Origin of the sequence: Shewanella sp. SP1S1-7 (genome assembly GCF_031932105.1) — a bacterium.
Classification (GTDB): Bacteria; Pseudomonadota; Gammaproteobacteria; order Enterobacterales; family Shewanellaceae; genus Shewanella; species Shewanella baltica.
The window spans coordinates 85571-111593 of the sequence record NZ_JAUOEU010000009.1 but is presented as its reverse complement, the minus strand read 5'-3'; the positions used below and the strand labels follow the sequence as shown (position 1 = coordinate 111593).

The window sequence follows — 26023 nt, the reverse complement described above, 5'->3', positions numbered from 1 at the left end:
TCCCAATATACTCCAGTATTAATCCATTTCACCAAAACGGAATCGAACTATGACCCAAGAGCGTGAAGCGCATATCGAACTCCCCGTGCTGCCACTGCGAGATGTGGTGGTCTATCCCCATATGGTAATTCCGTTATTTGTCGGACGAGAAAAATCTATTCGATGTCTCGAAACCGCAATGGCGCAGGATAAGCAAATTATTTTAGTGGCGCAGCGTGATGCCGAACTCGATGAACCATCAAAAGATGACATCTTCGAAGTGGGTACGGTTGCCTCTATTTTACAGTTACTTAAGCTGCCAGACGGCACAGTCAAAGTGTTGGTAGAAGGCGGTCGTCGCGCCCGTATTACCCGTTACACCCAAGAAACAGAATTCTTTGTGGCTAAGGCTGAGTATCTGGAATCAGAACCGCTGGAAGACAAAGAAGAAGAAGTGTTAGTGCGCAGTGCTATTGGTCAGTTTGAAGGTTATATCAAGCTGAACAAAAAGATCCCGCCAGAAGTCTTGACCTCTTTATCGGGTATCGATGAAGCGGCGCGTCTGGCAGATACTATGGCTGCACACATGCCACTTAAGCTTGAAGATAAGCAATCTGTGCTTGAGATGATCAACGTTGGCGAGCGTCTGGAATATTTAATGGCGATGATGGAATCGGAGATCGACCTATTGCAGGTTGAGAAACGTATCCGTACCCGCGTTAAAAAACAGATGGAAAAAAGTCAGCGTGAGTACTATCTGAACGAACAGATGAAAGCCATCCAGAAAGAACTGGGTGACTTAGACGAAGGTCATGACGAGTTTGAAGCCTTAAATCGTAAGATTGAAGAGGCCAACATGCCCGCCGAGGCGAAAGAAAAAGCCCTCGCTGAGCTTAATAAGTTACGCATGATGTCGCCAATGTCGGCAGAAGCCACAGTTGTGCGCAGCTATGTGGATTGGATGACGTCAGTGCCTTGGAGCCAACGCTCTAAAATCAAACGTGATTTAGCGAAAGCCCAAGAAGTGCTCGATACCGATCATTTTGGTCTGGAAAAAGTTAAAGAACGTATCTTGGAATATTTGGCAGTCCAAAGCCGAGTGCGTCAGCTTAAAGGGCCAATCCTGTGTCTCGTTGGACCTCCAGGTGTGGGTAAAACTTCCTTGGGTCAATCGATCGCTAAGGCGACCGGTCGTAAGTATGTGCGTGTTGCTTTAGGCGGCGTGCGTGATGAAGCGGAAATCCGTGGTCATCGCCGTACTTATATTGGTTCTATGCCAGGTAAAGTCATTCAAAAAATGGCTAAAGTGGGCGTGAAAAACCCATTATTCTTGCTCGATGAAATCGACAAGATGAGTTCAGACATGCGCGGCGATCCGGCTTCTGCTTTATTAGAAGTGTTAGATCCTGAGCAAAATGCGACCTTTAACGATCATTACCTCGAAGTCGATTACGACTTATCCGATGTGATGTTTGTGGCAACGTCTAACTCTATGGACATTCCTGGGCCACTACTTGACCGTATGGAAGTGATCCGTTTGTCGGGTTACACCGAAGACGAGAAGCTGAATATTGCTAAGCAACATTTGCTGAATAAGCAAATTGAGCGCAACGGCTTAAAAGCGGCTGAAATTAAAGTCGAGGATAGCGCTATCGTTGGCATTATCCGCTATTACACCCGTGAAGCGGGCGTGCGTTCACTTGAGCGTGAATTGTCTAAGATTTGCCGTAAAGTCGTGAAAATGATTTTACTCGATAAATCAGTTAAATCTGTCACTGTGAATCAAGAGAACCTTAAGTCATTCCTTGGCGTGCAGCGCTTCGATTACGGTAAAGCTGAGTCGAAGAACCAAATCGGTCAAGTGACAGGCTTAGCGTGGACACAAGTAGGTGGTGATCTGCTAACGATTGAAGCAACGTCAGTGCCTGGTAAAGGTAAATTAACTTATACCGGTTCCCTTGGCGACGTGATGCAAGAGTCGATTCAAGCGGCTATGACAGTTGTTCGCGCCCGTGCGGAACAATTAGGCATCAATGCGGATTTCTACGAGAAGCGTGATATCCATGTGCATGTGCCAGAAGGTGCAACGCCAAAAGATGGTCCATCGGCTGGTGCGGCTATGTGTACCGCTTTAGTATCCAGCTTAACGGGTAACCCAGTGCGTAGCGACGTGGCCATGACAGGTGAAATAACCTTACGTGGTGAAGTGTTACCTATCGGTGGTTTGAAAGAAAAACTGCTGGCAGCACACCGCGGCGGCATAAAATTAGTGCTTATACCAAAAGAAAACGAGCGTGATCTGGAAGAAATTCCTGCCAATGTAATTGCCGATTTAGAAATTCGTCCCGTGCGTTGGGTCGATGAAGTGTTAAAACTGGCCCTAGAAAGACCGGTTGAAGGCTTCGAAGTGGTTAAAAACTTGGCATAACGCAAGAAATTGCGCTATCACGTTAAAAAAAATGAAAAAAGGGGCTTAACAAAGCGTAGACCTGTGGTAGCCTAGGTCTGTGGAGAGCCAGCTGCTCCAAGCCCTTGGCGCAACTGGCTTTGAGCTGTATCCAGTTTTATTTCTTTGGTTTTCGAACTCAGCTTGAACTTTGAATTCAAGCTTGTTATAAAAGCCTCCGCAGACCGCTCTAGAGACGGATTTGGTTGCGGCGCAAAAAAATTACATTCAAGGGGATGACATGAACAAATCTGAACTAATCGAGAAAATCGCATCTGGTGCTGACATTTCTAAAGCCGCTGCCGGCCGTGCACTGGATTCTTTTATCGCTGCTGTGACCGAAGGTCTGAAAGAAGGTGATAAAATTTCTCTTGTTGGTTTTGGTACTTTTGAAGTGCGTGAACGCGCTGAGCGAACTGGTCGCAACCCACAAACGGGTGAAGAAATCAAAATCGCAGCAGCTAAAATTCCAGCATTCAAAGCTGGTAAAGCACTGAAAGACGCTGTTAATTAATCATTAATATCGTAGCCTTTGTAAGGCATTCGTAATGACAAGCACTGTTTATCAGTGCTTTTTACGAATTGAAAGTAATGGAATATGAAGCTTAATTTCTACCATTACTCGGGGTTTTAGAATTTACCTGTGGTAGCGTCTGAATATTCCCCATAAATTACAGAAAGGCGCATCTCAAACCGATGCGCCTTTTTATTTTGTTAATCGCAACAAGCGAGAAATCTGATGTTAGAAAAGATCCGCGATGGTTCGCAAGGCGTGATTGCTAAAGGCATTCTCGTACTTGTGATTTTATCTTTTGCATTTGCAGGAGTCAGCAGTTACTTAGGTTCTACAACTGATGTGCCTGCAGCAGAAGTGAACGGTGACATAATCACTAAAGCCGAGCTTGAGCAGGCTTACCAAAGCGAGCGCTCTCGTATGGAGCAACAGCTAGGTGAGATGTTTGCTGCGTTATCTGCTGACGAAAAATATCTACAAAGCATTAAGCAGAGCGTATTAGAGCGCTTAGTGGCTGACAAACTGATAGATCAAGCGGCTAAGGCTATGGGGTTGCGTGTATCTGACGAACAGATCATTGCAGCCGTTAAAACTGAACCCGCATTCCAAACCGATGGCAAGTTTGATAACGATCGTTATCAGGCGATTCTACGTCAGTTAGGTTATCAACCACAGGCGTTCAGAGACATGATGCGCGTCGATATGACCCGTCGTCAGTTAACGGCTGCGCTAGTTGGTACTGAATTTGTGTTAGCTGGCGAAGCTAAGCAGTTAGCTGAGTTACAAGGCCAAACTCGCGATGTGCGCTATTTAGTCGTTGATTCTGCGCCATTCTTAGCGACAGCGGTTGTGACTGACGAGCAAGTGAAAAACTATTATGACGCAAACCAAGGGCAGTTTATGAGCCCTGAAATGGTGAGCTTAGAATATGTTGAGCTGAATGCGGCTGATTTTGCTAAAAATAACCCAGTTTCTGACGAAGAAGCGCAAGCTTATTACGAAGAACATAAAGCGCAATACGTGTCTAATGAGAAGCGTCTTGCCGCACATATTCTGGTTATGCCAGGTAGCGATGAAGCGGCTGCAAAAGCCAAGGCTGAAGATTTAGCGAAGCAATTAGACAGCGGTGCCGATTTTGCTGATCTGGCTAAAGCTAACTCTGACGATACCTTGAGTGCAGAGCAGGGCGGTAAACTGGATTGGTTTGAACCAGGTGTGATGGACCCCGCTTTCGATGCTGCATTATTTGCATTGAACAAAGGCCAACATTCAGCGGTAGTTAAAACTGACTTTGGTTTCCACATTATCAAGCTATTAGATGTGCAACCTGGTGTGACTGTACCCTTTGCCGATGTAAAAGCTAAGATAGTGGCGCAATTGCAAGATAAGAAAGCGGTTGATCAATTCTATAGCTTACAAAGCAAATTGGCTGATACTAGCTATGAAGTGCCAGATACATTATCTGAAACCGCTAAAGCTGTGGGCGTCGATATTAAGACGACTCCACTGTTCTCTCGCGATAACGTTCCTGCTGCGCTGAACAAGCCAGACTTAGTTAAAGCTGCGTTCTCTGAAACTGTTATGCTGAAAGGGTTAAACAGTGAAGTGATTGAGCTTGAACCTAACCACGTGGTGGTGGTTCGTGTGAAGGAACATCACGATGCGGGCACTTTGGCCTTAGCGGAAGTGAAAGCCAATATCGCCGAACGTTTGAAGCAAGATCAAGCAAACGAAGCCGCCCGTGCGAAAGCACAAGAGCTGATGGCACAAGTTAAAGCCGGTGCAATGGATCTTGGTTTAGTGGCTAAAGCAAAACTAGGCCGCGGCGCGCAAGATGTTGATGCTGCTATTGTAGGCAAAGCGTTCCAAATGCCAACGCCAAGTACTTCTCCAGTTGTCGATACCGTGGGTTTAGCAAATGGTTATGCCGTGGTTGCGCTAGATAAAGTCAACGCTGCTGAGGGTGTGAGTGATGAGCTGGTGAATGCGCTTAAACAACGCCTGAACGCACAATACAGCGAAGCAGACTACCGTGGCTTGATAGACTCACTTAAAGCCAATGCCAAGGTGCTTTACCCTGTAGAAGAATGATTTAAGCGAGGATAGCGCGTTGAACTGGTTATCCTACTTGTAAACTTCGATTAAAAAGGCCAAGTGATTTCACTTGGCCTTTTTGTTTTTCAATGCGATGAAGTATGTCGATGATTGTGCAGTGAATAAGTTACAGCAACACAGTCAGACTCAATACGCCATAACATCAAGCGCGACGTTACAGTCGTGCTAATCATCAACGCCTATCATCACGCTGCTGGCTTTGATAAGTGCATAAGCCGAATCCCCCACTTTAAGACCTAGGCGCTCACAGGACGCTTTAGTCACCACAGAGGTCAATACCACTCCGGGTGCAAGTTCGATCGTCACTTCATTGTTTACCGCGCCCATTTCTATGGATTTGATCGTACCGCTGAGCGTATTTCTTGCGCTAATTTTCATCGTCTTTCCTTATTGAGGGATTATTAGGGAGTGATTGGTGAAAGCTAGTGTAGCGCATCTTAGTTCGGGCGTTGCAAATAAAAACGCCACTAAAAAGTGGCGTTTAACGTTGTGATAAGCAGTGACTAGCTATCGAAGTCGATTAGAGCTCGATAACGTCAAACTCAACGTATGGGTTAACGTCGGCATCGTAATCAATACCTTCGATACCAAAGCCGAATAATTTAATAAATTCAGCTTTGTATTCACGGTAATCCGTTAATTCTGACAAGTTTTCTGTGGTCACTTGTGGCCACAGATTACGGCAGTGTTGCTGAATATCTTCACGCAGTTCCCAATCGTCTAAACGGATGCGATTGTCGCTGTCAGTTTCTGGCTTAGCACCATCGGCGCGGAATAGACGCTCACTGAACATGCGATAGATTTGCTCCATACAACCTTCATGCAGACCTTCCTGACGCATTTTCTTGAATACCATAGCGATATACAAAGGCATGACTGGAATAGCCGAACTCGCTTGAGTCACAACGCTCTTCAGTACCGCGACATTAGCGCTGCCACCAGTGGCTGACAATTGCTCATTTAAGGCTTTTGCTGCGCGGTCTAAATCCATCTTGGCCTTGCCAAGGGCGCCGTGCCAGTAGATTGGCCACGTCAGTTCTGTACCGATATAGCTATAGGCTACGGTTTTGCAGTTATCCGCTAATACACCGGCTTCAGATAAGGCTTTGATCCACAGTTCCCAATCTTCGCCGCCCATAACCGTTACTGTATCGGCAATTTCTTGCTCAGTTGCTGGCTCAACGGTGGCTTCAATGATGCAATCTTTATTGGTATCAACCGCAGTCGCAGTGTAAGTTTCACCGATTGGTTTTAGCGCAGAACGGATAAGTTCACCTGAATCTGGCAGTTTGCGCACAGGTGATGCCAGTGAGTAAACGACCATGTCGATTTCACCGAGATCTTGCTTAATAAGCTCGATCACTTTTTGTTTTGCTTCATGGCTAAAGGCATCGCAGTTAATGCTCTTAGAATATAAGCCTTCAGCTTTAGCAAATTTGTCGAAAGCGGCAGAGTTGTACCAACCCGCAGTACCTGGTTTCGTTTCAGTACCTGGCTTTTCGAAGAACACGCCAATCGTTGCGGCATCGCTACCGAAAGCGGCTGCGATACGTGAAGACAGACCGTAACCGCTTGATGAACCAACCACTAATACCCTTTTCGGGCCGTTAGCAATTTTACCTTTAGCTTTGGTTAGCGTGATTTGTTCTTGAACGTTTGCTTCACAACCGACTGGGTGTGTAGTGGTACAAATGAATCCACGAATTTTTGGTTTGATAATCATGTTTAAGCTTCTTCTATCAAAATGACCAATAGGATAAATATTTCGGCGGGTAAATGGCACCTATTTTTAGCCAATTCACCTGATTATTTAAGTGGTTGGAGCAGTTTAACGTTTATGGACAAACAGACTTTGCTCTTGGATCAACCTCTGGGTATATTCATGTTGTGGCGAGTTAAATATCTGTTCTGTAGGCGCTTTCTCGACCATAACACCTTTGTGCAGCACCATGATTTTATCGCTAACATGGCGAATAATATTGAGATTATGGGATACGAAGATATAAGACAAGCCGAGGTCTTTTTGCAGTTTCAGCAGCAAATTAAGAATTTGTGAGCGTACTGAAAGGTCAAGCGCGGTCAAGGCTTCGTCGGCAATAATAATTTTAGGATTGAGCATTAAGGCTCGCGCTACCGCAACGCGCTGTTTCTGGCCTTCGGAAATCATGTGCGGATAAAACTCCGCATGCTCAGGTAATAAGCCCACTTTACGCAATGTGTCGACCACTTGGGTGTGCCGCGATTGCGCCGACATTTTGGTATTAAAACGCAGCGGCTCATCGAGCAACTGGCCAATTGTCAAACGCGGGTTTAGTGAGGTATTCGGATCTTGGAAAATCATTCGAATTAAGCGGCATCTTTGCTTGATATCGCGGCTGTCTAAGGCTTCACCTTCGAAAAAAATCTCGCCGCCGCTGCGGGGCTCAGCACCGACCAAAATGCGGGCTAAGGTACTTTTACCCGAACCCGCTTCACCCACTATGGCTAAGGTTTCGCCGCGCTGGAGCTCGAAGGATACGGGCGCTAATGCATCGTTATATTGGCGGGAAAAGCCTCGATAACCGGTATCGTATCTTTTATAAAGATCGTTAACTTTAAGCAGTGGGGTCGTCATTGTGGGTTTCGCCGTGATAAGGGAAATGACAGGCAAAATAGCGGTCTTTAATATGACTTAAATTTGGCTGATTAACGCATTTTTTTTGGGCTTCGGGGCAACGAGGCCCTAAGCGGCAACCGATTGGCAAATGCTGTAAGGCAGGCGCAGACCCTGGAAGGGTAGGCATAATCGCCTTGTGGCCACCTGAGCCTGAATAGTCGGGCATGTTGTCAAGCAGCGCCTTAGTGTAAGGATGATAAGGCTGCTTAATCACTTCGTCTGTCGGCCCTGATTCCATAACCTGACCGCAATAGAGCACGGATAAGTGATCGCACCATTGGGCTAAGGTTTCAAGCTCGTGGCTGATCAATAGAATCGATACATTTTGTAATTGATTTAATTGAGATAATAATCTGAATATCTGCGCTTGAGTGCTGAGCTCCATCGAGCTTGTGGGTTCATCGGCAATCAAGAGGCGAGGCTGATTAGCAACCGCCATCGCAATCATCACCTTTTGGCATTCGCCTTCGGATAATTCCCACGCATAGCTAGACATTACCTGTCGAGGATTTTTAATCCCGACTTTATGCAGCCATTTTTGCGCTGTCAGCCGTGCATGTCGACGTTTTTGCCAAAAATAGGCATTGGGATTCTTAGGCATAGCTTGCATCAGCTGACTGCCGACGGTTTGCGCCGGATCTAAGCTGCCCGATGGATCTTGGAAGATCATCGCCATGTCTGAACCCATTAGATTGCGGCGCTCTTTTGAGCTCATAGCCATCAAGTTATTGCCATCCCACATCATGCGATCGGCTGTGATGGTCCAGTTGGGACCTGGGATCCCAAGAATCGCTCTGGCTAATAAACTTCGTCCAGAGCCTGACTCACCGACTAGGCCATGAATTTCGCCGGCATTGAGCGTTAAGCTGACTTTTTCGAGCGCCCGCACTCTACCGTGGGGCGTATCGAGTTCAATCGTGAGATTTCGTACGTCGAGTAAAGGCATAAGTTAGTTTCTGATGGGCGCAAGCGCCGACCGTAGGCCATCGCCAACCAAGTTAATGGAAAGCACACTGAAAAGAATCGCTAAGCCCGGGATAGTTACAGCCCAAGGCGCCGTTAATAAATTATCCATACCTTGGGCGACCATAGCGCCCCATTCAGGGCTTGGTGCCTGCGCCCCCAAGCTTAAAAAACCGAGGGCTGCGATATCTAAAATGGCGGCCGAAATGGCAAGTGTGGTTTGAATGATCACCACTTCCCACACGTTTGGCATGATGACATACCAAAAAATTTGCATCGAGTTCGCGCCGTCTAAACGTGCGGCTGTGACATATTCTTTTTGTAATTCTTCATGCACTGACTGGTGTATGGAGCGCACAAATTGTGGGGTTAAGGCAATCCCGACGGCCCAGAACACGTTTTCAAGCCCTGGTCCCATTACAGCGACCACTAAAATGGCCATCAATAATGAGGGAATTGATAACAGCGCGTCGAGTAAGTGCCCGAGAATACTGGATTTTAAGCCCCGCATCATGCCCGACAACGACCCTATGATAAAGCCTGTGAATAAAGCGGTAACTACGATCAGCAGCGCCATGCCAAAGGTCAAGTGCGCGCCGTGTAATAATCGGCTGAAAATATCGCGGCCGAGATCGTCAGTCCCTAAAAAGTGCGCCACTGTCCCTGAAGGGTCCCAAGAGGGTGGCAATAGCAAGGCTCTTGGATCTTGTGCCTCTGGCGGAAAGGGCGCAATCATAGGGCCAAACAGGGTTAGCAAGAGCAGAAATGCAATCGTCCATAGACCCGCTAAGGCGAAAGGATTAGCCGAAAAGTTAATCCAAACCCGCATAGTCGGGGAGGCAATTTGATCTTCTTGATAAATTTTAACTGGTGGCATAAAGGTCTTTTCTGCTCAATGGATTAAAGACTGTGTGCAGCACTTCAATCAAGATACTTAGGAAGATAATCAATAGGGCTACGGCCAGAATACCACCTTGGATGACAGTGTAGTCCCGTTGGTAAATCCCTGAAACCAGCCAAGAACCCACGCCAGGCCATGAGAAAATCATTTCGACCACTATGGCATAACTGGCAAATGAGCCAAGCATGAGCCCTAAATGTTTAAGCACAGGGATCAAGGCATTGGGTAGTGCATGGCGCAGTATAATTGTACTTGTATGCATGCCTCTGGCTTCGGCGGCGCGAATAAAAGTTTGATTCATTACATTCATCATCGCCGAACGAGTGCTGCGAACCACCACAGTAAAAGGTAACACGGCGAGTGTCGTGGCAGGCAAAATGATGTGCAGCAGCGCATCTTTAAATGCCGACATGCCGTATTCAGACTCTGATAACAGGGTATCTACTAGCATAAAGCCAGTGACGGGTTTGATTTCATATAACAAATTGATTTGTCCGGAAATCGGTAACCAACCGAGATCGACACCAAACCAGAGTGAAAGATACAGGCCTAACCAGAATACGGGCACAGAGTAGCCAGTCAGCGTGATCGCCATAATGGTATTCTGGGTGAGTTTATGTTGGCTCTGGGAGGCAAGCACACCTAAGGGAACGCCAAAGAAAATTGCAATAATGGCTGCCATTACAGCGAGTTCAAAAGAGGCGGGCAGAACGGCACTGAGTTCTTCTGCCACTTCTTGATGTGAGGTGACTGAAATACCTAAATTACCGCTAAGCCTTTGTTGCAGGTAAGCGATAAATTGCCACGCTTGGTTTTTATCTAATTTGTAGTCTTGCTCGATTTGAACCAGTTGACTCGCCGTCGGTGTATGTATGCCAGTGAGTGCGTGGGTGCGATCCACCGGAAATAAGCCGGTGGCGTAAAATAAGACACCTACCATGACTAACGAAGTGGCCAGAAACAAATTGAGGCGGCGCAGTAGGTATTTAAGCATTAATTCGCCTCCTCTTGTGCTTGGCTAGTGTGGGCGAAGGAAATGCCACCAAAAGGCGTGAGTTGCATGTCTTTAACATCATGGCGAGTCAACGCCACACGTTTGGCATGGGCCAGACTCAGCATAGGCACTTGTTCGGCCAAAAAGGCTTCTGCTTGCTGATAAATCACTTTACGTTCGACCTGATCTGATACTTCCCTTGCGCTATCTAAGATGGCATCAAACTCAGGGTTACACCAGCGCGAACGATTGTTATTCGACTGCATTGCGGCGCAGCTCAGCAGTGGAGTAAAGAAGTTATCGGGATCGCTGTTATCGGCATTCCAGCCAATCAGCACAGAATCATAGTCATCGCGGCTGAGCCGCTGACTAAACACGCTCCAGTCGTAACTGACGATGTTCACTTTTACGCCTACGTTGGCCAGATCCGATTGAATTAATTCGGCCGTTTTTAACGCATTGGGATTATAGGCGCGGGCGACTGGCATGGCCCAAATATCAATACTGAGATTTTTTATGCCCGCTTCTTTTAACAGGTCGCGCGCTTTTTGCGGATTGTAATCTACAAGCCCTTTGTTATTGTCGTAGGCCCAAGATGCTGGCGGCAGAACGCCTGTGGCTTCAATGGCGGTATTTTGATAAACCGCCCGCAGGATATTTTGTTTATCGACCGCATAGGCGAGGGCGCGGCGAACACGGACATCATTCAGTGGCGGCTTTTGCGTATTAAAGGCCCAAAATGCCACGTTGAGTCCAGGTTGTGACTCAATATTCAATTTTTCATGTTGCTTGATAACAGGCAGCTCACCCGCTTTGGGCAGCGCAGACACACTGCAATCGCCCGCGATCAGTTTTGCGAGTCTGACGGTACTTTTGGGCGTGATATCAAATACGAGCATATCGATTTTTGCTGGTTCGCCCCAAAAGTCAGGATGACGACGATAGCGAATATATTCGTTTTTCGCGTACTGAACTAAGGTGAACGGCCCAGTGCCAATGGCAAAGTGGTCGACGTTTTCAGGATGACCCAATGCTAACTGCTGCTGCGCATACTCATCGGATAAGATCACCGCAAAGTCGGTGGCTAAATTCGACAGAAAAGACGCGTCTTTGCGGGTCAAATAAAAGACCACTTCATGATCGTTTATCTTTTCTATCCCTTTGACCTGCTCAGAAAAGCCAATACTTTGGAAGAAGGGATAACCCGTGCGGGAGACAAAATGATAAGGATGTTGGGTATCGATAATACGTTTAAAAGAGAACAACACATCGTCGGCATTGAAGGGCCGTGTTGGGGTAAACCGCTTCGAATGCTGGAACTGCACGTTTTCCCTGAGGGTGAAGCGATAGCTTAAGCCATCATCGGACATAGCCCAACTCGTCGCCAAGGCAGGGACAAGCTTGCCTGACTGGGTATCATAATCCACTAAGCGACTATAAATTTGGTGCGAGGTGGCATCGATTGTCGTGCCAGACGTCACCAATTGTGGATTAAAAGACTCAGGGTTCCCTTCGGAGCAATACACCAAACCGGAAGGGAGTCGTTGGGGGCCACACGCGACCAACAACCAACTCATGCAAGAAACTGCAGTTGTTAGGCACAGGCGTCTAATTAGCACACTCATTTATAAATCATTATTTTATCGACTATGAACGGCTATTTTAGCAGTGCATCTCCCCCATGGGCAATCTGCTTATGCTTTATCAAGTAAATTGTATTTTTTAAGGATGCCACGCAGTTGGTGGTAGCTTAATCCGAGCATGTCGGCGGTTTTCTTTTGGTTGTATTGGCTGCTTGAGAGTGCTTGCTGGATAAGATCCATCTCAAACTTCTCAGTTTGTTCTTTAAAATCCAGCGGAAAATTAAAGCTATTCACCGAAGACTCAGTATTGACTGGTACTTCAGCCTCAAGTATCGGCGCAGATTGCGGCGTACTGGCAAGGGTTGTCGGCGCGACTGAGGTGATTTGGCGTTCGCGGGTCTTGATCCGAGTTTTAGGTCGATAGGGTGAAGCAAAGGGATCGAGGGTGATATGGTCGATGGGCCGATTTTCACCACCATTACGGTAAACGCTGCGCTCGACCACGTTTTTAAGTTCACGGATATTGCCCGGCCAGTCGTGGGTCATTAATTGCTCGACCGCATGGGCACTAAAACCGCTGAACAGTTGCAGCTTTAATTGGCGTGCCATGCCAACAGCGAAGTATTCCGCCAGCGTCATTATGTCTTCTGGGCGGCAACGCAGCGGTGGCAGAGTGATCACATCGAAGGCGAGTCTATCGAGCAAGTCGGCACGAAATTCGCCTGCGTCAGCAAGCGAGGGCAGATCTTCGTTAGCGGCGCAGATTAAACGAACATCACTTTGCACGGTTTTACTGCCGCCGACTCGTTCAAATTCGCCGTATTCAATGACACGCAGAAGCTTTTCTTGGATAAGTCCTGAGGTATTGGCTAATTCGTCGAGGAATAAAGTGCCGCCGTCGGCGCGCTCAAAGCGACCTTCGTGTTTGCCTTTGGCGCCAGTAAAGGCACCTGACTCATGGCCAAATAATTCGCTCTCGAGTAAATTTTCACTCAAAGATGAACAGTTTAGCTTAATAAAACTTTGATCCCAGCGCTTAGACAGATAATGTAAGCGTTCGGCAATAAGCTCTTTACCTGTGCCACGTTCACCAATAATCAGTACGGGTTTAGACAGCGGCGCTATTTGCGACACATGTTCTAACACTTCGAGTAGGGCGTTGGATTGACCGATAAGGTTGTCTTGCTGAAATTTATTATCCACGATATTTTTTAGTCTTTCGCGCTAAAATTTGGTGAAAATGATAATAAGTGGCTTGAAGCGTAAAAGGAAGTAAAAGTTAATGTTTTGTTTAACCTATTGTATTTTAATGAGAAGTTAAAGTTGGCACGGTTAGTGTATTACCTTATACGAGACCAACATCAATTTGAGGATAGGATTATGGGAATTTTCTCTCGTTTCGCCGATATCATTAACTCTAATATCAGCGCATTGCTGGATAAAGCCGAAGACCCAGAAAAAATGGTTCGACTGATTATCCAAGAAATGGAAGACACACTCGTTGAAGTGCGTTCTACCTCAGCTAAAGTGTTAGCTGAAAAGAAAGAGCTGCAACGTCGTATCAACCGCGTGTTAGAGCAAGTGCAAGATTGGCAGGATAAGGCTGAACTGGCACTGTCCAAAGACCGTGAAGACTTAGCGAAAGCCGCTTTAGTTGAAAAACAAAAAGCGACCGGTTTAACAGACACGCTAAATCAAGAGTTAGCCGTTATCGATGAACATATCGCACGCTTGAAAGATGAAGTGGGCATGTTGCAGGAAAAGCTGCTCGATGCAAAAGCGCGCCAAAAGACCATTATTTTGCGCACTCAAACAGCGTCATCACGCTTAGAAGTGAAAAAGCAGTTAGATTCAAGCAAGATCGACAACGCTATGCTCAAGTTTGAGCAATATGAGCGCCGTGTAGAAGGCTTAGAAGCCCAAGTTGAATCTTACGATCTTGGCAGCAAAAAGACCTTAGCCGATGAGTTTGCGGCGCTAGAAGCGGAAGATTCTGTGAATGCAGAACTGGCAGCGCTAAAAGCCAAGGTGAAAGGTAAAGCGCCAACTAAGTCAAAAGAATAACAATTCAGAGGTGAGTTATGGATATGGACGTACTGATGGCGCCGATTATTATTTTCATGGTGATAGTCGCGCCAATATGGTTAGTTCTTCATTATCGCAGTAAGCGACAAGTGAGCCAGGGACTCACTGAGGAAGAGTTTTCACAACTCAATGACTTGATATCCAAGGCCGATAAAATGGCGGCGCGTATCGAGACCTTAGAGGCCATTCTGGATACAGAATCGCCCGAATGGAGGGGGAAACATGAGAGGATCTAATGGCCGTACTTTGTACCGCATTCCCCAGTCAGGCAAAATAGCGGGTGTATGTGCAGGGATTGCCGAGTACTTTGCGATTGAAACTTGGTTAGTGCGAGTACTGGCGGTGTCTATCTTCTTACTCGGCGGCTCAGGTGTAGTGTTTATCATCTATGTCGCTTTGTGGGTGATTTTAGACATCAAGCCGCAAAAGCATTACGATAGAGACGATATCGAGGTGAAGAAGAAGCCGTGGCAGTCGGGAGAACCCGCAAAGCAAGCGCTGAGCGACGTGAGTCGTCAATTTCGAAGTCTGGAAGTCAGGCTACAAAATTTAGAACGTCACGTCACCTCTGACAACTTTGATTTAAAAAGACAAATCAATAGTTTGTAACCCTTCTAAAGGGCGGCCATGTCCGCCCTTGTTGCTTAATCTCTGTTTCACTCCAGTATATAGTCAACATCACTTGACATAAGTTAACATCATTCGACATAAGGGAAGTCTCTATGGGAATGCTTGATGCCTCGCTCCATAAATTAACCCAAAAGGGACAATCCCTGTTACATCGCACCGCGGACCGGCATTTACGTTTGGCCGTGACTGGGCTTTCTGGTGCGGGAAAAACCGCGTTTATCGCAGGGTTAGTCAATCAGTTACTTAATTCTGGTCCTGTCTCAACCTTACCCCACGCCCGCAACAACAGCGCTTTGCCACTGTGGCAGGTGAGCCGCGATCAGCGTTTGCTCGGGGTTAAGCGTGCCATGCAGCCGGATCTGGAAATCGCCAGTTTTGATTATCAAGGCGCCATGTTAGCGCTCACTTCCGATCCTGCGACATGGCCAGCCTCCACTCGCACTATTTCTGAATTACGACTGGCGATTAAATACCGACCGCAAAAGGGCTTATTGGCCAAGTTTTCTGATACCGCCACACTGTATTTGGACATAGTCGATTACCCCGGCGAATGGCTACTCGATTTACCTATGCTGCGCCAAGACTTCGTTACTTGGTGCCGTGCCCAACAAGTTCGCATCGAGAATCTTAAAAGCTCACCCTTGTATGCTGAGTTTGAACAATCTTTGATGTCATTAGATTTAGCCGCTAGCGCCGATGAGCAGCAATTAAAGCGGATTGCCGATCAATATCAGTTATTACTCAATGATTTAGTGCACGTGCAAGGTTATTACCAAGCGCAGCCTGGACGCATGTTATTGCCGGGTGAATGGCAGGGCGCTCCCTTATTGGCTTTTTTCCCCCTGTTATTGGTCAATGATGAAAAGTTCGCAGCGCTTTCGCAAAGCGATAAACACAGTGGATTCCACGTCCTGGAAAAACGCTATCAAGAATACGTCGCTAAAGTGGTTAAGCCTTTCTATAAAAACCACTTTGCCGGTTTTGATCGGCAACTCGTGTTAGTTGACTGCTTTAGTGCGTTGAATCGCGGTAAAAAGCAATTTGAGGATATGGGCGCGGCGCTCAATGCCATTATGGAAAGCTTTCAGTTTGGCCAATCGAGTTATTTACGGCGTTTATTTTCTCCCCGTATCGACCGTTTATTGTTTGCCGCGAGCAAGGTTGACCATGTGACGCGCGATCAGCAGAGCCATGTTTTGTCCTTGCTGACCGATATGTTGAAACACAGCCAGCATTTTGCCAGTTTCGATGGTTGTAAAGTGGAGACGATGGCGATTAGCGCCATCAAGGCGACTCGCCATGGCATGGTAACGACCCAAGAGGGCGAGGTCGAAGTCGTGCAGGGGACGGGACTCAATGGCAAAGCCCTGACCTTGTTTCCAGGCGAAGTGCCCACTCGCTTACCTGAGCCTGATTTTTGGCGTGACCAAGGGTTTAACTTTGTCGGCTTTGCACCGCCGAGCAATGTGAATGTTGACCCCTCTCAAGTGCACTTTGACCATATTCGTCTCGATCATCTGTTGCAGTACTTACTGGGAGATAAGTTGGAATGACGCTAAAGCTATCGGATAACCCAAATGAACAGGCGGCCAATTCATCTGCCAAAACAGCTGAAGGCTCGGTTGAGCAATCAGCTGAACAATCCATTGAACAACAGGCAGTTAAACAACAGGCCATTAAACAAAAGCCGCTGAAAAAGCAGCAGCTGTTTGACCCACAAGTCGTGGCGCTTAAACCCAGTAAAGAGGACCTCAAAGGGGCGAAAGCCTTTGATCCGTTTGCGCCTGTGCAAGACATTGAAGCTGATGTTGAGGCGTTAATGGATGCGACACTGTCTGCCCATCCAGAAATGATCGATACCAAATCGGTATCGCCTCAGCTCGTCAAGTCACGCCCTTGGTCTTGGCTTGCTCGTATGGCGGCAGTGAGTTTATTGCTGCTCGTGGTGGTTCAAACGGGATTAGGACTGAGGGATGCTTGGCTTGAGAGCCCTTGGTTGTTCAGTTTTTATGGTGCGGTGCTTGGGGTCGTCAGTGCGTGGGCATTGGCAGGGGTGGTCAGTGAGTACCGCAAACTGAAGCGGCTTAAACAGGTCGCCGATACCCAAGAAACGGGCGCTAGGCTGGCGCAGAGCATGCAAATGGGTGAAGCAGACAGCTTTATCGATAACATAGTGTGCCACTATGGCGACAGCCAAGGTTTGCAGCAACTTCGCCGTTCATTAAAAGATGAGCATAACGATGCCGAGAAAGTCTTGTTATTCGAGGACTTAGTGTTGACGGAGCGGGATGAACTGGCCAAAAAAGTGGTGCGACGCTATGCGGCTGAGTCGGCAGTGTTACTGGCGGCCAGTCCGTTAGCTGTGCTCGATATGGCAATCATCCTTTGGCGTAATCAACGTATGCTGCGTGATGTCGCCCGCTGTTATGGCATAGAGCTGGGTTATTGGAGCCGGATTAAACTTATCCGCAGTATCATCATCAATATTATTTATGCGGGCACCAGTGAATTAGTTACCGATTTAGGGACACAGCTGTTATCAGTTGAAATGACAGGTAAATTGTCAGCTCGCTTGGCTCAAGGCTTAGGCGGCGGCATGTTAACTGCGCGCCTTGGATATCAAGCCATGGCACTGTGTCGGCCGATTGTGTTTAGGGAGGAGCAAAGGCCCAAATTGTCTAAAGTGCACCAGGAATTGTTAATTGAACTGAAGCAGCTTTCAGGCAAGCTGTTTACTAAGGAAGGCCGCGACGCATTAAAAGGCCAGTTCGCCGATGTTGATGACAAGGTACCTAAGTCAACTAAAGATAAGTCTAGAGAGTAAATGCTATTTAATATCAAATGATTGACTGATTAAAGTCGTCAACATAGATGCGTTAATGGGCTGGTTCCTTAGCGCATTTTTTTATGTTTTTTTGCAGGTAGCGAGTATGGCAAAGTGCGACTAAAAAGTGCTATGTAACAAGTTAATTACACTTTGCGCGCTGCTATTTTCGCCATGCTACTGGCTTAAGTGCTTGGTCGCGTTATGGTAGGGCTTATTCTGTAGGTCTTATTCGATAGGGCTAATGTTTCATTAACTTATCTATTGGATTATCCATAACGCAGGTATTGAGCATCCCAAACGAACAATCAATCAAGAAGGGATCAGTTCAATGCCAATTACAAGGAGCTAGGTATGCAAGATGAGTCAGGCAAGATGTGGAAAGCGGCAACACAGGTTATTCATGGCGGCCATGAGCGTGAGGCCTTTGGCGCCTTAGTGACGCCGCTATATCAAAGTGCAACTTTTGTGTTTGAGTCTGCACAGCAAGGCGGTGAGCGATTTGCGGGTAATGAGCCGGGTTATATTTACACGCGCTTAGGTAATCCGACAACCGCCGAGCTTGAACGTAAAATGGCGATTTTAGAAGGTGCAGAGGCTGCCGCTGCAACCGCATCTGGTATGGGCGCAGTATCCGCCGCATTACTGGCTAACTTGCAGATGGGCGATCACTTAGTGGCATCCAATGCCGTATACGGCTGTACTTATGCGCTAATGACGACTCAGTTCGCTCGCTTTGGTATTGAAGTGTCCCTAGTAGACTTTTCATCGGTAGCAGAAATAGAAGCGGCGATTAAATCCAATACTAAGGTCATTTTCTGTGAAACCCCAGTGAATCCCCATTTACAGGTGTTTGATTTGGCAGCAATAGCGACTATTGCCAAACGTCACCAGTTGGTCAGTATTGTCGATAATACTTTTATGACCCCATTACTGCAGAGGCCGCTGGATTTTGGTATTGATTTGGTGATCCACAGTGCGACTAAATATCTGAATGGTCATGGTGATGTTATTGCGGGGATAGTGTGTGGCAGCGAAGAACAGCTCCATAAAGTGAAGTATGAAATCTTAAAAGATATTGGCGCTGTGATATCGCCACACGATGCTTGGCTGATCTTGCGCGGCCTTAAAACCTTAGATGTGCGTTTACAGCGCCATTGCGATAGTGCACAGCGCGTGGCCGAGTTTTTGGCCGAACATCCCAGTATTAACCGCGTGTATTATCCCGGACTTGCCTCTCACCAAGGGCATAAATTCATTGGTCAGCAGATGAAACGTGCCGGCGGCGTGATTGCGTTTGAACTGGCGGCAAATTTAGAGGAGGCTATGGCCTTTGTGGGGCATTTAAGCTTGTTCTCTATTGCGGTGAGCCTAGGCGATGCAGAATCCCTCATTCAACATCCAGCGTCGATGACGCACTCTCCCTATACGCCAGAGGCGAGAGCGGCGGCTGGCATTGGTGATAATCTGCTGCGAATTTCTATTGGCTTAGAAGATTGTGACGACATTATCGCTGACTTGAGTCAAGCGTTAGCGCGTTTAGCTTAACGAGTGTCACTAATTTAAACCACCAACTATTTGAATGATAAAAGGGATGCGATTTAGCATCCCTTTTTCTATGGCTAAGTTTAGGTTCATCGGGTTAAGAGGTGAAGTTTAGCTAGGGTGAAGTTTAGCTAGGGTGAATATTTGTGGCGCCGATTTGGTATTTCATAACAGCTTGGACTATTTTTGATTTGAGGCCACGGAAGTAGGAAGAGAGGCCGCAATTCATGGAATAGAGGAAGAGTTATGAACATCACCAAATGTATACCTGCGATTATGAGCGCCATGGCATTAACGGCTTTTTTAACAACGCCAGCAATTGCCGCAGACACCCCGACTAAAGCCGCCGCTAAAATGCAGACTCAGGCTAAAACCGAGGCGAGCGATATGGCATCGGATGCGAAGAAAGCTATGCCGGATGCTGCTCAAGTCAACATCAATACGGCTTCAGCCGAGCAGTTACAAGTGCTAAAAGGGATTGGTGCCGCTAAGGCGCAAGCGATTGTCGATTACCGAACCCAAAATGGTAAGTTCAATGCAATTGATGATTTAGCCAATGTCTCGGGTGTTGGGGCTAAGTTGATTGAGCAGAATCGTCATTTGATTAAGTTGTAATTATCTCAGGCGATGATTGAGTTGCATTATGTATTGAGTTTTACTCTTGTTGAATTTTTAATATGCCAAGTTTGACACAGTGAAACTCAGGGAAATGTCTATAAAAGTCTGCATTTGCAGGCTTTTATCATTTCAACCACTTCACTTGCTTATAGATTGTGCAGTTAGGCGGGATATTAAGAGATCTTGTCGATTAGCGCTTGATCCCATAGGAGGCATGGGGGATAATCCTCAGCGTTCAAGCAAGCACTTTGGTTTATATTTTTCAAAGCAATGCTCGAAGTTATGGTGACCCTAGGGTCCCCCCGCAATGATAACTTGTGAACTCGGCCAGGCCCGGAAGGGAGCAACCGCAGCAAGCGACTCGTGTGCCGGGGTGTCGGCTCTAGGGGAACCTCCAATTCTGCAATACCTCTGTTTTATTCTCGTTTCACTTCTGTATATCTACTCAATTTATTGTATTCAATATACTAGCTAACTGACTATTTCTGTTTTCTGCCGTTAATCATTTATAGCGTGAATACTTTATACGCAATGGGATAATCCATTGTTTGCCTCTTTCCTGCCACTGCAACGGCTAAAATACCCTCAAAAGTCAGACCTTAGCGAGATTAACGATTGGCTTCGGCTTCTTCCTGCAATCTTTTTTGCAGATTTTGTTTAAGGAAGGCGCGGGACTTTTCGAGTGCGGTTTGGATCTCACGCTTTAATGCTTGCAGCTCGTTATAGTCTTCAAAGAAGTAGGTATCGACGAGGTGGCGTATGTAGCGCACTGGCAGTTGATTTAAGGTCACACAACATAAGTCGGCGAGATAGTCCTCAGGAAGCTCGTCCATAAGTCCTTCATCTGACAATATTTCCATTAAAAGAACTTCGTAGTAATTACGGATTTCGAGTTGCATCGTTATGCTCCATGACGGTTTTCATTGAGTTTGCTACCACAAATGGTTTGCCGCAATAAAAAGTTGACTGTGTCTTTGGCTTAATTGTAGTGCGTCTCTGCTATAGCCGCCGCCTATCACGGCTGCAATTGGAATATTTTCCGATTTTGCCATTGATAACACAGCTAAATCCCGTCTGAACAGCCCTTCTTGACTGATATTGAGCAAGCCGAGATCATCATTTTGATGGATATCGACCCCAGCATCATAAAGAATGAGATCTGGCTGATGGATGCGAATGAGCAGGGCGAGTGTTTGCTCCACGGTTTCGAGATACAGATTGTCATCGCTGCCTTTGGTTAGCTCAATATCATGGTGGGAATGCTGCTTACGACTCGGGAAGTTCTCTTTGCAGTGAATCGAGCAACTGATTATCCCTTGATGTCGCTGGCTGAGTGTTGCACTGCCATCACCTTGATGCACATCGCAATCAAAAATCAGTACCTTGTGCACTTGCTGGCTCGCGATGGCATTTCTGGCTGCGAGGATAAGATCGTTAAAAATACAATAGCCACTGCCAAAATCGTAATGGGCGTGATGATAGCCGCCCGTTAGGTGCAGGCCAATACCCTGATTTATGGCCAATGAAGCCGTGAGTGTGGTGCCTGCCACAGAATGCAAGGTGCGCTCAACTAAGGCTTCACTCCACGGAAAACCAATCCGTCTAAGCGCCGCTGTTGGCAAAGTGCCCGCGATAAACTGCTCTACGTACTCGCGTTGATGCACTTGCATTACATCCTGCGCTGTCATCGCCGTTGGCGTGTGGAAATGGGCTGGTGTGGCAAGCTGATTATCGAGTAAGTACTGCCGTAAATTCGCGTACTTGGTCGTGGGGAATCTGTGGTGAGGAGAAAGCGCCAGCTTGGAATAGCTGGCGTGATAAACCAGTGGGATCAGAGTCAATATTGACTAAACCTCGTTATCGCAAGTCGTTATAGCTGTGAAATTGCCCAGCTCATAAATTCTTTACGTGTTTTCTCATCCGCTTGTAACCACCAGTATTGCAACATTTGTTGTGGATTGGCAGCTGTTGCTTTAGAAGTGTCTACAGGAGCTGTGAGTGACGTCGCGCTAACGGTAGCCGATGTTGCCACGGGTGCTGGTGCAACGGCAACCACTGCGCCTGCTGCACCAGTTGCTGCCGCGGCAGTTCCCGATACGTCAACGGCTTGATTACCACTAAAAAGACGAGAGACAAAGCTTTCTTCTTCTAAATTGGTATTCACCACTTGGAAATTGACATCGCCTTTATCGCCACGGGTCAATTTGATTTGTGGGTTTTGCGCGTAAACTTTGGGTTTTTTAACGACTTTGCCTTCGGCGGCTTGGAGGTAATATTGATAGTCGCCATCAACGTCTAAGGTCACGATGAAAGGGGCTGATTTAACAAAGGTTTGGCTATCGCTAAAATCGTCTTCAACCATCTCATGGTAACGAATGGCGATTTTATGAGTGCCAGGTGTCAATTCTAAGCTGCTTTTATGATTGAACACGCTAGACTCGACTTTTTTACCATCTAGTGCAAGGTACTCAAATGACATCGGAATGTTGAGATCTGCGGCGAAAGCTGAAGCAGAACCGAGTAATACTAGCAGGCTGCTGATTGGCAAAAGTGATTTCAATTGTTACTCCTTAACGATTATTACTCTGATACGGACGTTCGAATATTTGAATGCGATCTTCTATATAACTAATAGCTTGCCTGCATTTTCCTAGACGACGATGCATCAAAAGGATGTCATTTTGCAATTTTATTTTGTCAGCACTATGACAGTTTTCAAGTTTTGATTCCATTTCTTCAATTTTTTGTTCAAATTTTTTCGCCCAATTCAGGTGTTTGTTCAATTCTTCATAGATCTCGTGACTATTTTGCATCACGTTATTGGCGATCCAATCGAAACCACTGGCTTGGTGAGACTGATTCTGACGCTGAGCAAAACGGGCGCGGCTACTGGCACGTTGCTGAGTTTTGGACTTAATGTCGATAGAGGTCGTCAGCAAGGCCCGTTTGACGGCGGTGAATCTGTCTTGGATCCGCTCACAGCTGAGGGCAATCGTCTGGGGGGCGAGTTTGAGCTTAATTTGTTTTTCGAGCTGTATAATGCTGCTCCGAATTTGTTCAATACAAGGGCCGAGTTGAGCGCCGTGTTGGACAAATAGCGAATGATTGAAGCGCTCCGTTTCTTGCAGGAGTTTACGTTGCGGCGGCGCGAGTCGATTATCGTGCTGCAGTACTTCTTGCTCTAGCGCTTTGAGCTGATTTTTCAGCATCACCAGTAATTGTTGGGTGTTCACAACCATGCGCTCCATGCCAAATTCGCTGCAATCATTAGCACGATCAAAATAAACAGTGGACGAATAAAGGGCATACCAAATTTAATCGCGCAGCGCGCGCCGATAAATGAGCCTAACATCATGCACAATCCCATCCACAAACCTATTTGCCACTCTACCTGCCCAAGCCAGCCAAAGATAGTCAATGCGGTCAAGTTGCTGGTGAAGGTCATCGCACGGGCGAGGCCGCAACTGTGCAGTAAAGGCAGTTTATACAAAGAGCCGGATGTGACAGTCCAAAACGCGCCAATGCCAGGGCCGGCAAAACCATCATAAGTGCCTAAAGCAAGTCCCTGTAACCATTGTTGCTTGGCGGGTGGTTTGCTGGTTGGGGCTTGACAGTTAACGTCCGATATCGCATTGGGGCTGACTAAACTGTAAATGGCAATGCCAATGATCAGCAGCGGCAGGACTTTTTCGAGCCATTGGGTATCGACTAAATAGACTAAGAAACTGCCCAATACGGCGCCAATAAAGGTGGCAATAAAGGCCATGTACCAAAACGAGGGTTTAAAAAGGTGCTGACGATAATAGGTCCAAGCCGCCATTGAAGAGCCAAAACTGGCGGCTAACTTATTGGTACCTAATACGGTGTGCGGTGCTATGCCTAAGGTTAACAGTGCGGGGATCGACAATAGGCCACCGCCGCCAACAACGGCATCGATGAATCCAGCGATAAGACCTATAACTGCCAACAGGGCCCAATGACTGGGCTCGAGTAACAATTCCAAATTTTAATCCTACTCTATGACACGTCTAAAGGGCGGTAAGGCGTCCAGCAAGGACTTGCCATAGCGTTTAGTAACTAACCGCCTATCTAAAATGGTGACTCGGCCATAATCTTGCTCTTTACGCAGTAATCTACCACAACTTTGAATAAGCTTACGTGAAGCATCTGGGATAGTCAGTTGCAAGAAGGGATTGCCGCCTTTGACTTTGACATATTCCGCATGGGCTTGCTCAACGGGCGAGGTTGGCACCGCAAAGGGCAGTTTAGTGACGATCAAGTTCGTCAGATAATCGCCGGGTAAGTCGAGGCCTTCGGAGAAACTGCCGGTGCCGAATAATATGCTCGGTTCGCCTTTATCGCACTTAGCTTTATGATTCTCTAACAACTGTTGCCGTGGCGCATTGCCTTGAATAAGCAGCTCAGTGGTGAGTTTACCTTCAAGTAATTCAACCACTTTTTCCATCTGCCAGTAGGAGGCGAATAACACTAAGGTAGCCATTTCTCCTTCAATCAGAGTGACGATTTGCTCCGCAAGTTCAGCCGTATAGGCATCGTCCGTCGGCTCAGTGCGCATTTTGGGTAAATAAAGTGTCGCGTTATTGGGATAATCGAAGGGCGATTGTAAGGCTAAATAACGGCTGCCATCGTTGAGTGATAAACCGACTTGATGCACAAAATGGTCGAAGTTATTGAGTGCGCGCAGCGTGGCACTACATAAAACTACGCCCGCGGCTTTCTGCCATAGCATGGATTCCAGCATAAAGCCGACTTCGATAGGTGAGGCGCTAAACAGATAATCCACTTGTTTACCTGTGATGAGCTCAACCCAGCGCGCCATAGGTGCACCTTTATGTTTATCTTCCTTGGCCATCATCTTCCACAATTTTTGTAGATTCTCGAGCCTTTGCAGCATAAATCCGGTTTCGGCTAATAGTGCTTCGGATTGATGTTTAGGAATGTCGCCATCTTTAATCGCCTCTGCCAACAGTGACAGCATTTTATTAAACTGTTTGAGGGCAAGATTAGAGGTCACTGCAAGGTTTTCAGCCAGAATGAGTAATGAGTCAGGCAGTTTGCCGTGCTCAAAACGCAGACGGTTTTCAGGATTAGCAAAGTGCTTTGTCTGGGTATCGCAGTAGTGGGCCACTTGATTGAGCTGGGCGATAAGATCGCCTAAGTGATCTTGCATCGCCTGCGCGGGGGCAATGATGTTGTTGCTCTTTATTTGGTTTTGTAACTTAGCGCAGGTTTTGCCAATTTTTTCGAGCCAGTCGCAGGCACCCCTCAGCGTGGCCTGTGCGCTGGAGAAATCCCGCGCCACAATGGGTAAGTGATGTGCCTCATCGATAACATAAAACACGTCTTCGGGATCGGGCAAAATCACGCCGCCACCTAATTCTAAATCGGCAAATAACAAGCTGTGGTTGGCGATGAGCACGTCCCAGGTATCGACATCTTCACGGGCTTTATGGAACGGGCAATTTCTGTGGCTGGCGACTTGGCGATGACAGCTGTGTTTGTCGCAGGCGATTTGTTGCCACAGATGATCGGGCAGCGGCACGGCTAAGGTATCGATTTCACCGTTCCAGCGACCTTCGTTATAGTCTTTTAACAGGCCATGCATCATAGCCACTTGGCTATTGTCAGGCTTAGTTTGCCACATGGCCATTTGTGTACTGTTGTCGTCACCGATGAGCATCGCCAGTTTCGATAGACACACATAACGTTGTCGACCTTTGACTAGGCCAAAGCGGAAATTTAAGCCGGATTGCTCAAGGAAGAAGGGCAAGTCTTTATGCAGTAATTGTTCTTGCAGGGCGACGGTCGCGGTGGCGATACAGACTTTTTTCTTGCTCGCTAATGCCAGTGGAATGGTACCGAGAATATAAGACAATGATTTACCGATACCAGTCCCTGCTTCGACCACTATGATGCGTCTATCTTTGTCATAGTCGCCGGCGAGGGTCTTAGAGATTTCCGCCACCATATAGTTTTGTTCGCGGCGCGGCCTAAAATGAGGCAAGGCGGTAGCGATATCCTTATAGATGGCGCGGATCTGGGTTTTTACATTGTCAGGTAACATGCGTCACTACTTTATCGAATTAATGCTGTACATAATAACAGTGATTGCATAGCCTAAGAAACTTTTCTGCCATTTGGCGGCATTT

General features: G+C 47.0%; 24 protein-coding genes and 1 other RNA gene. 11 read left to right on the top strand and 14 right to left on the bottom strand.

The annotated features are described in order from the left end of the window. Window positions 1-49: 49 nt before the first annotated feature. The 3 genes from lon (at window position 50) to Q4Q49_RS09705 (ending at window position 5030) form a co-directional block, all read left to right on the top strand. Window positions 50-2407 carry an endopeptidase La gene (gene lon / locus Q4Q49_RS09715; RefSeq protein WP_071938997.1) on the top strand — a complete coding sequence of 786 codons (2358 nt, stop codon included), beginning with the start codon at window positions 50-52 and terminating at the stop codon, window positions 2405-2407. Between the two features lie 259 nt (window positions 2408-2666). Next, window positions 2667-2939, top strand: coding sequence for a nucleoid-associated protein HU-beta (gene hupB, locus Q4Q49_RS09710; protein ID WP_006081127.1), 273 nt, complete (start codon window positions 2667-2669; stop codon window positions 2937-2939). 225 nt (window positions 2940-3164) lie between these two features. Further along, window positions 3165-5030: a SurA N-terminal domain-containing protein gene (locus Q4Q49_RS09705; RefSeq protein WP_006085367.1), complete on the top strand. Its 1866-nt coding sequence runs from the start codon at window positions 3165-3167 to the stop codon at window positions 5028-5030. A 189-nt stretch (window positions 5031-5219) separates the two neighbouring features. On the opposite strand, the gene Q4Q49_RS09700 is transcribed toward Q4Q49_RS09705, so the two are convergent. From Q4Q49_RS09700 to pspF, 8 genes are all read right to left on the bottom strand, one after another. Next, window positions 5220-5432 (bottom strand): molybdopterin-binding protein, encoded by a 213-nt coding sequence (locus Q4Q49_RS09700; RefSeq protein WP_006085368.1) that lies wholly within the window; start codon window positions 5430-5432, stop codon window positions 5220-5222. A gap of 142 nt (window positions 5433-5574) precedes the next feature. After that, a complete protein-coding gene (fabV, locus tag Q4Q49_RS09695) occupies window positions 5575-6777 on the bottom strand; it encodes an enoyl-ACP reductase FabV (protein ID WP_006085369.1) in 1203 nt (400 codons plus the stop codon). Between the two features lie 105 nt (window positions 6778-6882). Continuing rightward, complete coding sequence (locus Q4Q49_RS09690; RefSeq protein ID WP_006085370.1) at window positions 6883-7668, bottom strand: ATP-binding cassette domain-containing protein; 786 nt, start codon at window positions 7666-7668, stop codon at window positions 6883-6885. Next, window positions 7649-8656 (bottom strand): oligopeptide/dipeptide ABC transporter ATP-binding protein, encoded by a 1008-nt coding sequence (locus Q4Q49_RS09685; protein ID WP_006081132.1) that lies wholly within the window; start codon window positions 8654-8656, stop codon window positions 7649-7651. Before Q4Q49_RS09685 ends, Q4Q49_RS09690 begins: the two co-directional genes overlap by 20 nt. A gap of 3 nt (window positions 8657-8659) precedes the next feature. Continuing rightward, a complete protein-coding gene (locus tag Q4Q49_RS09680) occupies window positions 8660-9550 on the bottom strand; it encodes an ABC transporter permease subunit (RefSeq protein ID WP_105252931.1) in 891 nt (296 codons plus the stop codon). Then, complete coding sequence (locus Q4Q49_RS09675) at window positions 9537-10568, bottom strand: ABC transporter permease (protein WP_311987497.1); 1032 nt, start codon at window positions 10566-10568, stop codon at window positions 9537-9539. Before Q4Q49_RS09675 ends, Q4Q49_RS09680 begins: the two co-directional genes overlap by 14 nt. Then, window positions 10568-12193, bottom strand: a complete 1626-nt coding sequence (gene sapA, locus Q4Q49_RS09670) for an ABC transporter substrate-binding protein SapA (RefSeq protein ID WP_311987495.1) — start codon at window positions 12191-12193, stop codon at window positions 10568-10570. Before sapA ends, Q4Q49_RS09675 begins: the two co-directional genes overlap by 1 nt. Before the next feature lie 69 nt (window positions 12194-12262). Then, window positions 12263-13354 (bottom strand): phage shock protein operon transcriptional activator, encoded by a 1092-nt coding sequence (gene pspF, locus Q4Q49_RS09665; RefSeq protein WP_012588023.1) that lies wholly within the window; start codon window positions 13352-13354, stop codon window positions 12263-12265. 177 nt (window positions 13355-13531) lie between these two features. Between pspF and pspA the strand changes: the two genes are divergently transcribed. The 8 genes from pspA (at window position 13532) to ffs (ending at window position 20242) form a co-directional block, all read left to right on the top strand. After that, window positions 13532-14215, top strand: a complete 684-nt coding sequence (pspA, locus tag Q4Q49_RS09660) for a phage shock protein PspA (protein WP_311999226.1) — start codon at window positions 13532-13534, stop codon at window positions 14213-14215. Window positions 14216-14232: 17 nt separating this feature from the next. Continuing rightward, window positions 14233-14472 carry an envelope stress response membrane protein PspB gene (gene pspB, locus Q4Q49_RS09655; protein WP_006081138.1) on the top strand — a complete coding sequence of 80 codons (240 nt, stop codon included), beginning with the start codon at window positions 14233-14235 and terminating at the stop codon, window positions 14470-14472. Next, the gene (gene pspC / locus Q4Q49_RS09650; protein ID WP_006081139.1) at window positions 14459-14845 is read left to right on the top strand and encodes an envelope stress response membrane protein PspC; all 387 of its coding nucleotides are present in this window, start codon (window positions 14459-14461) and stop codon (window positions 14843-14845) included. Before pspB ends, pspC begins: the two co-directional genes overlap by 14 nt. Before the next feature lie 113 nt (window positions 14846-14958). Further along, complete coding sequence (locus Q4Q49_RS09645) at window positions 14959-16419, top strand: YcjX family protein (RefSeq protein ID WP_311999225.1); 1461 nt, start codon at window positions 14959-14961, stop codon at window positions 16417-16419. After that, the gene (locus Q4Q49_RS09640) at window positions 16416-17690 is read left to right on the top strand and encodes a TIGR01620 family protein (RefSeq protein WP_311999224.1); all 1275 of its coding nucleotides are present in this window, start codon (window positions 16416-16418) and stop codon (window positions 17688-17690) included. The genes Q4Q49_RS09645 and Q4Q49_RS09640 overlap by 4 nt, the downstream gene beginning before the upstream one ends. 354 nt (window positions 17691-18044) lie before the next feature. Then, window positions 18045-19238 carry a methionine gamma-lyase gene (megL, locus tag Q4Q49_RS09635; RefSeq protein ID WP_107947050.1) on the top strand — a complete coding sequence of 398 codons (1194 nt, stop codon included), beginning with the start codon at window positions 18045-18047 and terminating at the stop codon, window positions 19236-19238. 243 nt (window positions 19239-19481) lie between these two features. Beyond that, complete coding sequence (locus tag Q4Q49_RS09630) at window positions 19482-19850, top strand: ComEA family DNA-binding protein (RefSeq protein WP_311999223.1); 369 nt, start codon at window positions 19482-19484, stop codon at window positions 19848-19850. A 294-nt stretch (window positions 19851-20144) separates the two neighbouring features. After that, an RNA gene (gene ffs / locus Q4Q49_RS09625) (signal recognition particle sRNA small type) lies at window positions 20145-20242 on the top strand. A 219-nt stretch (window positions 20243-20461) separates the two neighbouring features. Here the strand turns inward: ffs and Q4Q49_RS09620 are convergent. From Q4Q49_RS09620 to dinG, 6 genes are read right to left on the bottom strand one after another with little or no spacing between them, the layout of a single operon-like run. Then, window positions 20462-20752, bottom strand: a complete 291-nt coding sequence (locus Q4Q49_RS09620; RefSeq protein ID WP_006081144.1) for a late competence development ComFB family protein — start codon at window positions 20750-20752, stop codon at window positions 20462-20464. A gap of 33 nt (window positions 20753-20785) precedes the next feature. Continuing rightward, on the bottom strand, window positions 20786-21694 hold the full coding sequence (locus Q4Q49_RS09615; protein ID WP_311999222.1) for a histone deacetylase: 909 nt from the start codon (window positions 21692-21694) through the stop codon (window positions 20786-20788). Window positions 21695-21723: 29 nt separating this feature from the next. Continuing rightward, complete coding sequence (locus Q4Q49_RS09610) at window positions 21724-22413, bottom strand: DUF2057 domain-containing protein (protein WP_006085379.1); 690 nt, start codon at window positions 22411-22413, stop codon at window positions 21724-21726. 10 nt (window positions 22414-22423) lie between these two features. Further along, a complete protein-coding gene (locus Q4Q49_RS09605; protein WP_264175268.1) occupies window positions 22424-23092 on the bottom strand; it encodes a primosomal replication protein in 669 nt (222 codons plus the stop codon). Beyond that, window positions 23083-23856 carry a sulfite exporter TauE/SafE family protein gene (locus Q4Q49_RS09600; protein WP_006081148.1) on the bottom strand — a complete coding sequence of 258 codons (774 nt, stop codon included), beginning with the start codon at window positions 23854-23856 and terminating at the stop codon, window positions 23083-23085. The genes Q4Q49_RS09605 and Q4Q49_RS09600 overlap by 10 nt, the downstream gene beginning before the upstream one ends. Window positions 23857-23865: 9 nt before the next feature. Continuing rightward, a complete protein-coding gene (gene dinG / locus Q4Q49_RS09595) occupies window positions 23866-25938 on the bottom strand; it encodes an ATP-dependent DNA helicase DinG (RefSeq protein WP_006081149.1) in 2073 nt (690 codons plus the stop codon). Window positions 25939-26023 lie beyond the last annotated feature (85 nt).